Origin of the sequence: Flavobacterium sp. 2755 (assembly GCF_031455715.1) — a bacterium.
In the GTDB taxonomy this organism is placed as follows: Bacteria; Bacteroidota; Bacteroidia; order Flavobacteriales; family Flavobacteriaceae; genus Flavobacterium.
This window is the reverse complement of record NZ_JAVDTG010000007.1, coordinates 50057-67048: the sequence shown is the minus strand read 5'-3', so window position 1 is coordinate 67048 and position 16992 is coordinate 50057. Positions and strand designations below refer to the sequence as shown.

Annotated in this window: 8 protein-coding genes; all 8 read left to right on the top strand. The window is 34.7% G+C overall.

Annotation, left to right across the window (positions count from 1 at the left end):
- Window positions 1–95: 95 nt before the first annotated feature.
- The 8 genes from J2Y38_RS16575 to J2Y38_RS16540 all read left to right on the top strand — a co-directional run bounded on the left by J2Y38_RS16575 (window position 96) and on the right by J2Y38_RS16540 (window position 16970).
- Window positions 96–2426, top strand: coding sequence for a DUF5703 domain-containing protein (locus J2Y38_RS16575; protein WP_309844642.1), 2331 nt, complete (start codon window positions 96–98; stop codon window positions 2424–2426).
- A 19-nt stretch (window positions 2427–2445) separates the two neighbouring features.
- Window positions 2446–4902, top strand: coding sequence for a T9SS C-terminal target domain-containing protein (locus J2Y38_RS16570; RefSeq protein ID WP_309844641.1), 2457 nt, complete (start codon window positions 2446–2448; stop codon window positions 4900–4902).
- 123 nt (window positions 4903–5025) lie between these two features.
- On the top strand, window positions 5026–7050 hold the full coding sequence (locus tag J2Y38_RS16565; protein WP_309844640.1) for a glycoside hydrolase family 127 protein: 2025 nt from the start codon (window positions 5026–5028) through the stop codon (window positions 7048–7050).
- A 291-nt stretch (window positions 7051–7341) separates the two neighbouring features.
- A complete protein-coding gene (locus J2Y38_RS16560) occupies window positions 7342–8328 on the top strand; it encodes a pectinesterase family protein (protein WP_309844638.1) in 987 nt (328 codons plus the stop codon).
- 658 nt (window positions 8329–8986) lie between these two features.
- Entirely contained in the window at window positions 8987–12367 is a 3381-nt protein-coding gene (locus J2Y38_RS16555; RefSeq protein ID WP_309844637.1) for a SusC/RagA family TonB-linked outer membrane protein, read from the top strand.
- A gap of 19 nt (window positions 12368–12386) precedes the next feature.
- Window positions 12387–14360, top strand: coding sequence for a RagB/SusD family nutrient uptake outer membrane protein (locus J2Y38_RS16550; protein WP_309844635.1), 1974 nt, complete (start codon window positions 12387–12389; stop codon window positions 14358–14360).
- 138 nt (window positions 14361–14498) lie between these two features.
- Window positions 14499–16208 carry a polysaccharide lyase gene (locus J2Y38_RS16545; protein ID WP_309844634.1) on the top strand — a complete coding sequence of 570 codons (1710 nt, stop codon included), beginning with the start codon at window positions 14499–14501 and terminating at the stop codon, window positions 16206–16208.
- A 72-nt stretch (window positions 16209–16280) separates the two neighbouring features.
- On the top strand, window positions 16281–16970 hold the full coding sequence (locus J2Y38_RS16540; RefSeq protein WP_309844631.1) for a DUF3826 domain-containing protein: 690 nt from the start codon (window positions 16281–16283) through the stop codon (window positions 16968–16970).
- Window positions 16971–16992: the final 22 nt, after the last annotated feature.

The following is a 16992-nucleotide window of genomic DNA, read 5'->3' as shown; positions in this document are numbered from 1 at the left end:
TGAAAGCAGAGAAAATAAATTAACATATTCAATAAAAAATATTAATGCAAAGTGGTTCTCCATTTTTAAGTAATTTTATGTCTAAATAAATAAGTGTGAAAAATACAATAATTTTCTTTTTTCTTTTTGCAGGGCTTTTAGTTAAGGCGCAAATTCCTGTGCTTGAAAATTATAATCAGGTTTGGAATACACAGAGCAGCAATTCATCAGAATCGATGCCTTTGGGAGGCGGAGATGTTGGTATGAATGTCTGGGTAGAAAATGGCGATTTGTATTTTTATTTTTCACGAAGCGGAACTTTTGATGAACACAATACTCTATTAAAATTAGGTCGGGTAAAAGTGACTTTAACGCCGAATCCTTTTGCCGGAAAAGAAGGTTTTCATCAGGAATTGAAATTAAAAGATGGTTATATTTTAGTTGGGCAGAATGACACTAAAATCAAACTCTGGGTAGATGTTTTTAAACCGATAATCCATTTAGATTTAGAAAGTAAAACTTCGTTTAAAATGACCGCATCTTATGAAAGCTGGCGTTATAAAAACCGTGATTCAAAAGGAAAAACCAATAATGCGAATTCTTATAAATGGGCACCGCAAGGAGATATTGTTATTTTTAAAGATTCAATTTCATTTGAAAATGACGGAATTAAATTCTATCATAGAAATCGCGAGCAAACCGTTTTTGATGTAGCCGTAAAACAACAGAAAATGGAATCGGTTAAAGAACAAATGCTGAACCCGATTGCGAATTTGACTTTCGGCGGATTTATGACGGGCGATAACCTAAAACCTGATGGAACGTATCTAGGAAAATACCAATCGACAGATTTTAAAGGTTTTAATTTAACGAGCATAAAACCATCTAAAAAACATTCAATAGAAATTTATTTAAATACCAGTCAATCTGATTTAAATACTTGGAATACTGGGCTGCAACATCAGATTTCATCCAATAAAAACGCTTCAAAACAAGCAGAAAAAAACACTCAAAAATGGTGGAATGATTTCTGGAAACGCAGTTTTATTTTTACTCAAAAAAATCAATCGATTGAGAAAGATTCGGTTTACCAAATCGGGCAGAATTATCAGTTGTTTCGATATATGCTGGGATGCAATGCGTATGGAAAATATCCAACAAAATTCAACGGTGGATTATTTACGGTTGATCCTGTTTTTACTAATGCAGCTTTAGATTTTACACCCGATTTCAGGAATTGGGGAGGAGGAACGATGACGGCTCAAAACCAGCGATTGGTTTATTTTCCAATGATAAAAAGCGGCGATTTTGATATGATGAAATCGCAGCTGGATTATTATTTGAGTTTACAAAAAAATGCTGAATTACGAAGTAAAGTGTATTGGAACCATAACGGAGCATCTTTTACTGAACAATTAGAAAATTTCGGATTGCCAAATCCTGCCGAGTACGAATGGAAACGTCCCGCAGATTACGATCCGGGAATGGAGTATAATGCTTGGCTGGAATATGAATGGGATACGGTTTTTGAATTCTGCCAAATGATGTTACAGCAGAAAGAATATGCAGGAGAAGACATTCAAAAATACAATTCGTTTATTATAAGCTGTCTTCGGTTTTTTGATGAACATTATCAATATCTGGCAAAGCAACGAGGGAGAAAAGCTTTGGACGGAAATGGAAAATTAATTTTATATCCCGGTTCTGGTGCTGAAACTTATAAAATGACGTATAATTCTAATAGCACGATTTCGGCTTTACAAGTTATTACAGACAATCTTTTGCAGTTTTCTTCGGTACAATTATCAAAAGAAGAATTGGAATATGTAAAAGGATTTCAAACAAGAATTCCGCCTTTAAACTTCGGACAAATCGAAAATCATAAAGTATTAGTTCCGGCAAAATCTTGGGAACGAGTTAATAATTCTGAGGTTCCGCAATTGTATCCTGTTTATCCGTGGGGAATTTATGGCATTGGAAAACCTGATTTAGAAACGGCTATAAATACATGGAAATACGACTCTGATGCTTTAAAATTTAGAAGTCATATTGGATGGAAACAAGATAATATTTTTTCGGCTCGTTTGGGTTTAACCGAAGAAGCAGCAAAATATAATACTTTAAAAATGGCGAATTCAGACCGACGTTTCCCTGCATTTTGGGGTCCGGGATTTGACTGGGTTCCAGATCATAATTGGGGCGGATCGGGAATGATTGGTATGCAGGAAATGCTTTTACAGGAAACGGATGGGAAAATTTATCTTTTTCCGGCATGGCCAAAAGATTGGAATGTTCATTTCAAATTACATGCAAAACAAAATACTATAATTGAAGCCGAACTTCTAAATGGAGAATTGAAGTTTTTAAAAGTAATTCCGGAACAAAGGAAAAAAGACATTATAAATCTGTTAGGGATTTCAATAGAAAAAAAGAAAAAATTAAACTAACTAACTATTACCAAATAAAATGATTAAGAAATTACTAAGTGCTGCAGTTTTGTCTATGCTTTTGACAGCAAACGGACAAGCACAATCAGTTCAAAATACTGATAAACAAATTGTAAAAGTAGACTTCGATTTTTTTCAAAGAAAATTAGAAGAAGTTCATGATGTAAGTTATGATTCCTGGGTTGTCAGCGATCAAAAAGAAGCCGAAAAAACGTTTAATAATGTGTCATTCAAACTTAAAGGAAACTTTACTTCAAAATGGTATAAAGTTGGAATGAACGCTCCGTTTTATAATAAATTAGGAAGTGACGGTTTGGTTACGGCTGAAAATTTAGAAATGAAAATCAGCGGATTGAAAGCGGGTAAACATACGCTTTTGACTTTTCATAACGCTTTTGATGTAATTACCGGAAAAACTTTTTCGCCTATAAAAATCTACGTAAACGGAAAATTGGAGCAAACGGTAAATGCAAGCCAAAGAGCCAATGCTAAAATTGATGCAGCGATGGCATATATCACTTTTAATGCAGAAGCAGGCAAAGATGTAATTGTTCGTTTTGAGATTGATCCAACTTCAAATCCTGAAGTTATAAAACAGATTGTAATCAATGGTTTTGAAATTGATACGCCAAACTTAATGAATCAGGCGCGTACTCCGGAACCAAAAAACAGAGACGAACATGTTGAAGTAAGTAAAAATTTGATTTTAAAATGGGATGCTGTAAAAAATGTGGCATTTCATAAGTTGTATTTTGGTGAAGACAAAAATGCTGTAGAAAATGCAACAGAATCTTCAAAAGAATTTAAAGGAAAACTGACTGATAAATCGTATTCAGTTTCTGATTTATATTCAGGAACAACTTATTACTGGAGAGTGGATGAAGTAGATAATAATGGTCAGGTAACTTTAGGAAATGTCTGGTCATTTAAACCTGCACAATTAGCTTTTCCGGGAGCTGAAGGTTACGGGCGTTACGCTGTGGGAGGACGCGGCGGAAAAGTAATTGAAGTTACCAATTTAAATGATGATGGACCGGGAAGTTTACGTGATGCTGTAAATCAGGAAATTGGCCCAAGAACGATTGTTTTTAATGTTTCGGGAAATATAAAACTGGCTTCGCGATTAGTGGCAAATCAGCCTTATATCACTATTGCGGGACAAACTGCTCCGGGAGAAGGAATTACAATCAGCAGAGCACCAATTGGATTGACAGGAAATGATGGTGTGGTTCGATTTTTAAAAGTGAGAATTGGCGGCGGAACTACTTATGACGGAATGGGATTAACGGGCGCTGATTACAGTATTATTGATCATTGTTCTATCAGCTGGACTATTGATGAATCATTTAGTTCTCGTGGTGCGCATCATATCTCTTTACAAAGAACTTTAATTTCTGAAGCTTTGAATGTCGCTGGACATGATAAATATGAAGTTGGAAAAATGCACGGATTTGCGGCTACAATTGGCGGTGATATTGGAAGTTTTCATCACAATTTACTGGCTCATAATTACGGAAGAAACTGGAGTATTGGCGGTGGTTTAAACGGAGATGGTTATTATACCGGAAGACTGGATATCACAAATAATGTGGTTTACAACTGGGGGCAAAGAACTACAGACGGTGGGGCAAACGAGGTAAATTTTGTAAATAATTATTACAAACCGGGAGCTTCAACTAAAATATTTGTAGCACTAAATGCGCAGCACGAAGGAGTTGGAAAAGGAATGCAGCGTTATTATTTTAACGGAAACATTATGCCGGGTTATTTTGATGAGAAATCTCAGGATAAAGGAAGAAAATCAACTATAAGTCATAATGAGAAAGTAGAGTATGAAACATTTGTCGACAAACCATTTTTTCCTTCGTATGTAGAAACGCAATCAGCGAAAGCGGCTTATAAAAATGTACTTTCAGATGTTGGAGCGAATCAGCCATTTTTTGACAAACACGATAACCGAATTATAGATGAAACTTTAAAAGGAATTTTTACTTTTAAAGGAAGCAAAAGCGGTTTAGGCGGAATGATCGATAATGAACAAGATGCAGGCGGATGGCCAAATTTTGCTTCAGAAACTCGCCCGGCAGATTGGGATACAGATCATGACGGATTACCAAACTGGTGGGAAAAAGCTTTTGGTTTAAACGAAAATTCAAAAGCTGGTGATTTTTCAGATGCGAATCAGGATGCAGATAAAGACGGATTTACGCAGTTGGATAATTATTTAGACTGGCTGGCGCAGCCTCATTATTTTGTGAATTCGGGAGAGAAAAAGGCTTTAAGTGCAACAGATTACTTCAAAGGTTATGAAAAACCTGTGTATACTTTCTCTGATTTAAAAAATGGAAAAGTGGTTTTAAAAGGAAAAGAAATTGAGTTTACAGCAGTTGAAAAAGGATTCGCTTCTTTCGTCCTAACGGTAAAAGATGCAGACGGAGATTCAATGAGCAGAACGATTAATTTCTTCGTAAAATAAATTATTAAACCATATAAGTGATATAAGAAATTATAAGATTGACTTAATGCTATGTGGTTTAAGTTCAAGAAAGTTTAGTTTAAATGAACTTATATTACTTATATGGTTCAAAATCATTATAAAATGAAAAATTTATTAAATGTTTCCCTTAGCTTGTTTTTTATTAGTGCAGGAATATTGGCACAAAACAAAGGCTTGGTTGCTAATTCAGAAAGTCCGTATTCGAAATTGCAGAGTGTTGGCCTGCAAGATGTAAAATGGACAAACGGTTTCTGGAAAGAACAATTTGATGTAGAAACCAAGAACACGCTGCCTTATATGTGGGATTTGTATCATAATGATTCGATTTCGCATGCTTATAAAAACTTCGAAATTGCAGCAGGTTTAAGCAAAGGAGCTTTTAAAGGGCCTTCGTTTCATGATGGTGATTTCTATAAGATTTTTGAAGGAATGGCAGCCACTTATGCCGTTACAAAAGATAAAAAGCTAGATACCGAAATGGATAAAGCCATTGCGCTTTTCGCGAAAGTACAGCGCAAAGACGGATATATTCATACGCCGGTTTTAATTGACGAGCGCTGGGGAACTTTAGGCCCGGAAGAAGTGAAAAAACAATTAGGTTTTGAGAAATACAATATGGGACATTTAATGACTGCAGCCTGCATTCATTATCGTGCTACAGGAAAAACAAACTTTTTGAATATTGCAAAAGGCGTTGCAGATTTCTTGTATGATTTTTACAAAAAAGCTTCACCAGAATTGGCTCGAAATGCAATTTGTCCATCTCATTATATGGGAATTGTCGAAATGTACAGAACGACTAAAAATCCGAAATATCTGGAATTAGCCAATAATTTAATTGACATTCGCGGAACAACAAATGACGGAACCGATGATAATCAGGATCGAATTCCATTCAGACAACAGACAACTGCAATGGGTCACGCTGTAAGAGCGAACTACCTATACGCCGGAGTTGCAGATTTATATGCGGAAACGGGAGAAAAGAAATTATTAGACAATTTAGAATCCATTTGGGATGATGTAACGTATCGAAAAATGTACATTACAGGAGGTTGCGGATCTTTATACGATGGAGTTTCGCCGGACGGAACGTCTTATAATCCTGCCGATGTACAAAAAATTCATCAGGCTTATGGTCGTCCTTTTCAATTGCCAAATGCAACGGCACATACAGAAACCTGCGCTAATATTGGAAACGTTTTATGGAACTGGAGAATGCTTCAAATTACGGGCGATGCCAAATATGCTGATATTGTAGAATTGGCTTTGTATAATAGCGTACTTTCTGGAATGGATTTAGAGGGAGAAAAATTCCTGTATAACAATCCGCTGAATGTTTCTAACGATTTGCCATTTCATCAGCGTTGGGGAAATGAGCGTGAAGGATATATCGCTTTATCAAATTGTTGTGCACCAAATGTAACCAGAACGGTTGCCGAAATTGGAAATTATGCTTACAATATTTCGAAAGAAGGTTTATATGTGAATTTATACGGAAGTAATCAATTGAAAACAAGGTTTTTAAATGGAGAAGAAATAGAAATTGAACAGCAAACGAATTATCCTTGGGATGGAAAAATAACGCTGAAGATTGTAAAAGCCCCAAAAGATTTACAGAATTTCTTTTTAAGAATTCCGGGTTGGAGTCAGAACGCTTCGGTTTCCATTAATAATGCAAAGATTAATGATAAAATTGTTTCTGGAACTTATCTGAAATTAAATCAAAAATGGAAAAAAGGAGATGTGATTGAATTGAATCTCCCAATGCCGGTTGAATTGATGGAAGCAAATCCGTTGGTTGAAGAAGTTAAAAATCAGGTTGCTGTAAAAAGAGGTCCTTTAGTTTATTGTTTAGAATATGATCAGCTTCCAGCAAAAACAAGTGTAAATGATGTGGCTTTAAATGTGAATTCGAAATTTACAACTAACAACTTTACATTAAATAATAGAAACTTAGTTAGTATTGATGCAGAAGCTGTTTTAAATTTTAATAATTCATGGAATAAAACTTTATATAAACCGCTTTCTTCTAAAGATGCAACTGTGGTACCAGTAAAATTGATTCCGTATTTTGCATGGGGTAATAAAGGAAAAGGGGAAATGACGGTTTGGATGTCGCATTAAATTTTACACGCTGATGAAACGGATTTACTTCGTAAAGACGCGGATTAAAAACAGATTTTTAAATTTCTAAGATTATTAATCGTACAGTTTGTCATTCCGAGGAGCGAGAAATCACACACGTAACTCGACAAATATTAGCAATTAAGATTACTGAATTTATAATTCGATTTCTCGTTTTATTTTCGGTAGAGACGCACAGCAGTGCGTCTTACGTGTTTTTAAGAATGTGTATACGTGACGTAGAAACACTGCTGTGCATCTCTACAATCTAAAAATCTTAAATAAAAAATCATGAAATATATTCTAGCTTTATTTTTACTAACAACATTATCTATATCAGCCCAAACGCTTGATAATAAATTAGCATTAACTGTTGCACAAGACGGTTCTGGAGATTTTAAAACCATTCAGGAAGCGATAAACAATGTCAAGGACAATTCAGAAAAACGAGTTGTAATAACAATAAAGCCAGGAAAGTACGTAGAGAAATTGGAAATTCCGGCTTCTAAAACATTCGTTACTTTAAAAGGAACTGACCGAAATAAAACTATAATTTCATTTGATGACTTTTCGGGGAAACCGCTTCGTGAAAATGATCCATCTGGGAAAAAGACTTTTGGAACTTCAACTTCGTATTCTTTCTTGATTAAAGGAAATGATTGTACTCTTGAAAATCTTACTGTCGAAAATACGGCAGGAAGAGTAGGGCAAGCGGTGGCGCTGCATATTAAAAGTGACAGAGTTATTGTCAAGAACTGTAATATTTTAGGAAATCAGGATACGTTATTTTTATCACAAGAAAATACCCGTACTTATTTCGAAAACTGTTTTATCAACGGTACAACCGATTTTATTTTTGGAGCCGCAACGGCTTATTTTTATAAATGTACAATTGAAAGTTTAACGAGTTCCTATATTACAGCAGCTTCAACTCCGCAAGTTCAGACGTATGGTTTTGTTTTTGTTGAATGTAAACTTACCGCAAAAGACAAATCAGTCGATAAAGTATTTTTAGGAAGACCTTGGAGACCTTATGCCCAAACTATTTTTATCAATACAGATATTGGGTCACATATTATACCCGAAGGCTGGAACGCATGGATTGATAACAGATTTCCTGATAAAGATAAAACAGCTTATTACGCAGAATTTGGAAGTAAAGGTTCAAGCGCAAAAGATTTGTCACAAAGAGTATCCTGGTCGCATCAATTGAAAAAAGAAGATATTAAAAAATACAACCGGGATTTAGTTTTAAATGGATGGAATCCAAATAAATAGTGATTAGATTTAAACTTTGTACGACTCAATTGTTTTCACGTTTGATAAACTATAGGTTTTTTCTGGATTTTGTGCCAAAAAAGCATTTCTATTTTTTTTATTGGTCAGATTTTACGTTTAAAAAAAATATTTTTTTAGTAAAATTTTAAGGAATGTTTTGTAAAGCGAAAACGTTTTCATGTTGTAAGATTTCTACTTTAAAAAAAGGCTTTTCTCTAAAAAGAAGAGCCTTTTTTTCGTTTAATAATGCTAAACTTAACCCATTAAAATACAGTGTTTCAGTACCTGTTTTTGCAGAAAAAACAGCTATTTTTTGTTTTTAATGCTAATTCTTCTGCATTTGCTTTAAAAGCAGTTCTTCTATTTAATTATACTCAAACTTATCGCTTGTTTTTTCTGTTTTGTCTATTTTTTCCTTCTTTTTTTTATTAATATTGTTTTTTTGAGTTAGTTTTTTTTAGATAATGCCAGTAAAGCAGGATAGAACAGGACGGTTCTAATTCGTCATCGTTATATTTTTGGTATACAAAATAAATGTGTTTTTAACATTTAATTTAAGATACATTAAACTTTTTTTAATTTTTGGTATCTTTAAGTGAAACACATTTAACATGACTAACTAACACTAAATAAAACCTAACCAAAAACAAAAACATTTATGAAACAAGCACTTTTAAAGAGATGTAGTTTTCTTTTGTTTACACTGATGAGTGTGATGAGTTATGCTCAAACAACAAACAGCAGTCATGTAACTGTTACAGGTACAGTTACAGATAGCTCATTAGGGCTGTTGCCAGGAGTAAACGTAACTGAGAAATCTTCAAAAAATACAGTTACCACAGATTACAATGGTAAGTATCAAATTAAAGTAAAAAGTGGAGCAACTTTAGTTTTTTCTTTCATTGGAATGAGAAAACAAGAAATACCATTAGATGGACGTATTGTTGTTAATGCAAAATTAACAGAAGATTCTAACCAGCTGGAAAATATCGTTGTTGTAGGTTACGGTACTCAGAAGAAAAAAGAGCTTACGGGAGCTATTGCTACAATCAAACCAGATGATTTAATGGATTTGCCGGTAACCAACTTATCCGATGCATTAAAAGGATTAGTTCCTGGTCTTGCAGTTAGTGGAGGTTCAGGACGCCCTGGAGACGCTGCGACTATTCAAATTCGTCAAACTTTTGGTTTCTCAAAAGATGGAAATTCAACAATACCTTTAGTTGTAATCGATGATATGGTTCAGGTTGATCCAGCAACAGGTAAAGCTACGTTAGATGCTTTTAATAGATTGGATCCTTCAGAAATCGAAAGTATTACAGTTTTAAAAGATGCGTCAGCGGCTATTTATGGTTCTCGTGCATCTCAAGGAGCGATTGTTGTAAAAACTAAGAGAGGAAAAGCAGGTAAAGCTAAATTTAGTTATAACAGTCAATTTGTAGTTAATGACGCTGTAAGCCATACTAAAACAATGAATGCTTATGAATATGGAGTTTTTAATAACAGGTTTTTAACAGGACAAAATCCAACTATTGCTCCGGCTAGCTTATTTTCTCCAGCGGAATTAGAAGAAATGAAAGGTTTGAACTATGACTGGCTTAAAGAAGCATGGAAACCAGCTATACAGCAAAAACATTCGTTTAACGTAAGTGGAGGAAGTGAAGATATTACTTATTTTGCAGGAGCAACTTACTTAACGCAAGATGCAAATCTTGGATATCAAAAATATGATAAATGGAATTATCGTACAGGAATTAATGCAAAAATTGCAAAGAATTTAGATTTCTCTGCGGCTATTTCTGGAACTTCTGCATTTATCGATAAATCGTTTACTAAAGCGGCAGCAAATATTAGTGACGGCGGTTATGGAACAGCAGCAGGTGGTGAACAGGCTGATTATGGATACTTAGTACACATGCCAAAATTTATTCCATGGGAAACTACAGTTGACGGCAAACAATATTATATGTCTCCTTTTCCTAATACGAATAAAAATTTTGGAAGTGCAAATGCAAATAATAATATCGCAGGATGGAACTATTTTGCCAACCTAAATAATGGTTCGCACCAAACAACAGATGATTCTTCTTTCAATGTAAATGCTTCTTTGAATTATAAAGTAGAAGCAATTAAAGGTTTGTCTTTTAAAGCAACTTTTGCACGAACTAAAAATTCTACTTATTCAGAACAAATTCAATTGCCGTATGATCTGGCAAGAATTAAAAATTATGATTTAGCAGATAATCACCTTGCTAGTGCAGCGTATCCTAGTGCAATTGAAAAAAATCCAGAAGTAGGTGGTATAATTGATTACGCGATAGAAACTAACGTTCGAAACGCCAGAGTATATTATAATAGTAATTTTTCTAAGAGTACTCAAGCAGATTTTTTTGCGAACTATAACAGAACTTTCGGAGATCATCAGGTTAGCGGAATGTTTGGTATTGAAAGATCTGAATCTGAGTGGCAAAGTACACGTTTAGCTTATACAAATACTCCAAAAGATTATCTAGGGGATTGGCGTACAGCTGGAACAGTAGATACAGGTAACTCTACCGCTTTAAAAGGAAATAATGCAACACTTTCATATTTTGGAACTTTAAATTACAACTATAAGTCAAAATATTTATTACAATTCCTTTTACGTAGTGATGCTTCTACAAAGTTTGCACCAGAAAATTATTGGGGAACTTTTCCTTCTCTTCAATTGGGTTGGGTAGCTTCTAAAGAAGAATGGTTTGAAAGAATTTTGCCAACGGTAAATTTCTTTAAATTAAGATATTCTATTGGTAAAACAGGAAAAGATAATCTTCAGCCTTGGAAATGGTATCAATTTTATGATCTTACAGTTAATAAAGGCTGGCAATTTGGAGAAAATGGAGGTCAATTAGGATCTGGATTATCTCCTAAAGTAAATCCAAACAGAAATGCAAAATGGGATTCTACTTTAAAACATAACCTTGGTTTAGATTTAGCTTTTTTAAGAAGCAGATTACAGATTACAGCAGATTTCTATTATGACATAACAAAAGATATGTTAACAGATATGGGTAGTGCAACAGGTGTACCAATTGCTGTTGGTGGAGCTTTTGCAGAACAAAATTATGCGCAAGTTGATGCTTGGGGATCTGAGTTAAGCGTTAACTGGAGCGATAAAAGAGGTAAATTTAGTTATGATGTTGGAGTAAACTTTAGTTATGCAGATAACAAAATTGTAAAATTCCCAGATCAAGGAAATTTACTTCCATCTAATAATACAAGAAGAGAAGGATATTCAGAAGGATTTAATCCAGTATGGGGATTCAAAACATGGAATGAAACATCAACAGGAGATGGTATTTTACGTACAGATCAGGATGTTACTAATTATTGGAATTATTTATCTCAAAATGCAGCTGCGGCTGGTGTTGCGCCAAGTTATTTGGGAATAACTGACCCTGCTAAACTTCAAAAAGGATCATTAGCTTATCAGGATCTAGGTGGTGTGCTTAACCCTGATGGAACTCTTAGTGGACCTAACGGTCAAATTCTTGTAGGAAACGATTATGCTAAATTAGCCAAGAGCAGCAGAACGTATGGATTTACTACCAATTTAGGAATGAAATACAGCAGTTTTTCTTTAAGAACTCAAATCTCAACATCTTGGGGAGGAGCAAATTTTGTTGACTTAGTAAGTCAGGGAACTTCTAGTGCTAATAATATGTGGGCTCGTGAACCATTTTGGAATGATATGTACGGGTCTGATAATCCAAATGGTAAATACCCTAATTTAGCACAAACAGGTGTATTAAATCCTTCTGATTTTTGGCAGATAAGTACTTTCCGTTGTTTTGTTAGAAATTTAACTGTAGCATATGAAATTCCTAAACAAGCTTTAGCTAAAACTAAAATACAGAATATATCATTAGGTGTAACCGGTAATAATCTTTGGGATTTATATAACCCATATCCAGGTCATTATCGCAATATGTACGACAATTCTTCTGTAGGTTATCCTACTCTTAGATCATGGTCGCTTAATTTAAACGTATCATTCTAATTTAAATTCGATATCAATTATGAAAACAAAACTTAATATATATATACTTTCAGCACTTGTACTTGTTTTAGGTGTTTCTTGCAGCGAGAATTTCCTGGAAGAGGTTAAGCCTATCGGACAGTATGATGATTCATTCTATCAAAGTCAGGCACGTGTACAAGCGTATGTTGATAATCAATACTTTGATTTTTTTGCAGCTTTTAAATCACCAACATCAACTGTAATTGGGGTTTATAATGATGTAAACACGAAACTAACAGAAGAGCAGGGAGGAGTTCAGGATTATATTAATCCAAGTAAACTACTTAATAGTCCTGATGTAGCAAAAGATTATTTTGGTGCTAAAATTGGTACCGGTTTAGTTAATAATGCCTATACCAGAATTAGAGAATGTAATAATTTAATCGAGGATATTGATGTAAAAGGAGCTGCTTTAGATAAAACATTCCGCGATCAGGCAAAAGGTCAAATGTATTACATGCGTGCTATACAGTATTTTGATTTAATGCGTACTTATGGTGGTGTTCCTATCGTTACAAAGGTTATGTCTCCATCTGTAGATGATGAAAGTATAAAACTTCCAAGAGCAAAAGTATCTGAGGTAGTGGCTCAAATAGTAGCAGATTTAGACATGGCAGCTAGTTTATTGCCTGGAGACTGGAATTCTGCAAATTATGGACGTTTTACAAAAGGAGCAGCTTTAGCTCAAAAATCTCGTGTGTTATTAACTTTTGCGAGTCCTTTATTTAATAAAAGCTGGGATGGTTCAAATGAGCGTTGGCAAGCAGCTCTGGATGCTGGATTGGCAGCAGAAAGTGTATTAACGCAAAATGGTTATGGATTGTATGGAAATTCAATTAAAGAATGGAATGACATGTTTTTAATTGATAATGTTAAGTGTAGAGAAGCAATCACTGTTCAGCTTTTATCGAGCTCAAATAGTGATGTAAATTTTAACATAAACAATAACTGGGAGAAATCGATTCGTTTACCAAGTCAAGGAGGAAACGGTGGTGTTTCTGCTCCAAAAGAAATGATTGATTTATTTCCAATGGGAGATGGTAGAAGACCAACTGCTGCAAATGGATACAATGATTTTACATTCTTCGTTAATCGTGACCCAAGATTTTACAGAACATTTGCTTTCTCAGGAGTTAAATGGGGATATAAAGAAAATGCTAATGCAGTTCTATGGTCTTACCGCTGGTTAGATAATAAGAATAAACCTTATTTTAATGACCTTAACAGTACATCAACAAGCCCTGCATTTGTTCGAAAAATGACAAATACAACAGCAACCAATGCCGTAAATTATGCATATTCACCAACTGACATTATGGAATACCGTTATGCAGAGTTACTATTGAATATTGCAGAATGTTATGCAGCATTAGGGCAAACGGGTAATACTTTAGCCTATTTAGGAAAAATCAGAGCTCGTGTTGGTATTCCTGCAGCAAACAATTATGGAATTGGTACATTGGCAGATAAATATGCAGCTATAGAAGCGGTATTATATGAGCGTAGAGTTGAGTTAGCATACGAAGGAAAACGTTACTGGGATGTACAACGTTGGAAATTATACAGCGATGAACCACTTGGACCTAATACAAGCAACAGCTGTCAAAAATTAGGTTTAGCACCTATTAATGGAACTCAGCGAACAGGAAATTACCTGCAGTACAAAACAACTGCAACAGCAGCAGATCCTTTAGCAGCTTCACGCGCAGGCATACTTGCAGATCCTGATTCGGCTAATTTCGAAGCACAGTTAAGTACATTAGCGGCATATTATAATGATAATTTTGTACTTGCCACTTTAGTTACACCAATGGATAATGTTAGTGGAGCAGCCGTTAAAATTAAATTCAATCCAAACTATTACATAAGTGGTCTTAATACAACAGCTTTAACATCTAACCCTTGGTTATTACAAACAATAGGCTGGAATGATAATTTTGGAGGTGCAGGAACTTATAATTATCAAGAATAAGATAAGCACGATGAATTGCCCTAAATCATTAAGCATATCTAATAATAAACAACAAAATTAAACATGACAAATCTTCACCTGTATTCTACTTAGATGCAGGTGATTTGTTTAAACAGAATTACCAAAATCAAAATTAACATGAAAAATTCCGCATTATTTATCTTGACCCTGCTGTTTTTGGGAAATGCAAAATGTTTCGCTCAATACCCAAAATTAAGTGCAGAAGTTCAGGCGCAGGAAAAAGCTATTAAAGACGAAGCAAACAGACTTTCTGATGAAGCTTGGGCTAAAGCTTTAGTAGTTATTGAAGAAGAAGCAAAACACGGTAAACCATACATTCCATGGGCATCTCGTCCAAATGATTTACCTCAGGCAGAAATTCCTGCTTTCCCGGGTGCAGAAGGAGGCGGAATGTTCACTTTTGGAGGTCGCGGTGGAAAAGTTTACACGGTAACAAGTTTAGAAGACCGCGGTCCAGGAACGCTTCGTGACGCATGTGAACAAGGAGGAGCAAGAATAATAGTATTTAATGTTTCAGGAATTATCAGAATCAAAAGTCCGTTAATTATTCGTGCACCATACATCACAATTGCAGGACAAACAGCTCCGGGTGACGGTATCTGTGTTGCCGGAGAATCAGTTTGGATCGACACACACGATGTAATTATCAGACACATGCGTTTCCGCAGAGGAGAAACTTTCGTAGGACGTCGTGATGATGCAATTGGAGGAAATCCTGTTGGAAATATTATGATCGACCACGTATCAGCAACTTGGGGATTAGATGAAAATATGTCAATTTACAGACACATTTACAGCCCGGGTGCAGGTTATGCAGATGTAAAAGTAGGAACAGTAAATATTACAATCCAGAACAGTTTATTCGGAGAAGCTTTGGATACTTACAATCACGCTTTCGGAAGTACTTTAGGTGGAGAAAACTGTTCCTTTATGAGAAATATGTGGGCTAATAACGCAGGAAGAAACCCTTCTATCGGCTGGAACGGAATTTTCAACTTTGTAAACAATGTAGTTTTCAACTGGTACAACAGATCTACAGACGGAGGTGATTATACAGCAAATTACAACATCATCAATAACTTTTACAAGCCAGGTCCAGTAACTGATTTATCTCAGCCAATAAGCTATAGAATCTTAAAACCAGAATCAGGAAGAAGCAAATTACCATATATGGTTTTTGGTAGAGTTTATGCAAACGGAAACGTAGTAAACAATAATGAAAAAGTAACAAAAGACAACTGGGACGGCGGAATTCAACTTGAAAATAAAAAAGGAGAATTAATGTCTTATGACGAAGCAAAAGTCTATTTCGATAAAATGAAAGCAGACAAACCTTTCCCAATGCCTTGGTTCAATAAATTCATGACTGCAGAAGAATCGTATGAATTTGTACTTAAAAATGTTGGAGCAACTTTACCAATTAGAGATAAAGTGGACGAAAGAATCGTAAGAACAGTAAAAACAGGAGTTCCTGAATACGCAAAAGGATTAGAGAAAAAAGAATTTTATCAATTCGAACACAGACGTTTACCGATGGATTCTTATAAAAAAGGAATCATTACAGATATTTCTCAAGTTGGAGGATATCCAGAATACAAAGGAAAACCTTATGTAGACACAGACAAAGACGGAATGCCGGACGCATGGGAGAAAAAATATGGTTTAAATCCAAATGATCCATCAGATGCACAAGGAGATTTAAACGAAGACGGATATACAAATATTGAAGATTACATCAACGGTGTAAATCCAGCAATAAAAGTAAACTGGAAAGATCTTGCTAATAATAAAGAAACATTAGTTCGACCAATATTAGATTTAAAATAAGAAACATTTTGAAAACATTCTTGTTTCGCAATGAAATGAGAATGTTTTTAAATATTAAAATATCACGAAAAGATGGCATTAAGAAAATTTAATATCAGTTTTTTAGCATTGGTTTTTACATTTTCAGCATTAAATGCACAGCAGCATTTAGATCCTGAATATATCAAAATAACCAATGAAAGAGCAGCAAAAATCGTTGCCAAATTAGACTTAAAAGATGCTAAAAAAGAAACATCAGTTTCAAATATTGTAGCACAGCAATTTAGGGATTTAAGCGAAATTCAGGATGGAAGAGACGCTGAAATCAAAAAAATAAAAGACGATAGCAGTTTAGCAAAAGAAAAACAAAACGAGAAAATTGATAAACTAAAATCAAAAGCAGATGAATCAATTGAAAAACTGCATAAATCTTACCTTAAAAAATTAGGAAAAGAATTATCAGAAGACAAAATTACTGAAGTTAAAGACGGAATGACTTATGGAGTACTTCCAATAACTGTTGCAGGTTATAATGATATGCTTCCAAATTTAACTGCAGAACAAAAAGACTATATCTATAAAGCTTTAGTAGAAGCCAGAGAACATGCAATGGACGGCGGTTCATCTAAAGAAAAACACGGATGGTTTGGTAAATACAAAGGAAGAATCAATAACTATTTATCAAAACAAGGTTACGATCTAAACAAGGAAAGTGCTGACTGGCACAAACGTCTTGAAGAAAAAGAAAAAAGTAAAGTAAAGGATTCTACTTCAAAAGAATAATACGCTATAAACTTTACACCAA

Bases quoted from the DNA above. Each gene is read 5' to 3' on its own strand.
- J2Y38_RS16550 (WP_309844635.1), top strand. From the start codon at position 12,387: ATGAAAACAAAACTTAATATATATATACTTTCAGCACTTGTACTTGTT.
- J2Y38_RS16540 (WP_309844631.1), top strand. From the start codon at position 16,281: ATGGCATTAAGAAAATTTAATATCAGTTTTTTAGCATTGGTTTTTACA.
- J2Y38_RS16560 (WP_309844638.1), top strand. From the start codon at position 7,342: ATGAAATATATTCTAGCTTTATTTTTACTAACAACATTATCTATATCA.
- J2Y38_RS16555 (WP_309844637.1), top strand. From the start codon at position 8,987: ATGAAACAAGCACTTTTAAAGAGATGTAGTTTTCTTTTGTTTACACTG.
- J2Y38_RS16570 (WP_309844641.1), top strand. From the start codon at position 2,446: ATGATTAAGAAATTACTAAGTGCTGCAGTTTTGTCTATGCTTTTGACA.
- J2Y38_RS16545 (WP_309844634.1), top strand. From the start codon at position 14,499: ATGAAAAATTCCGCATTATTTATCTTGACCCTGCTGTTTTTGGGAAAT.
- J2Y38_RS16565 (WP_309844640.1), top strand. From the start codon at position 5,026: ATGAAAAATTTATTAAATGTTTCCCTTAGCTTGTTTTTTATTAGTGCA.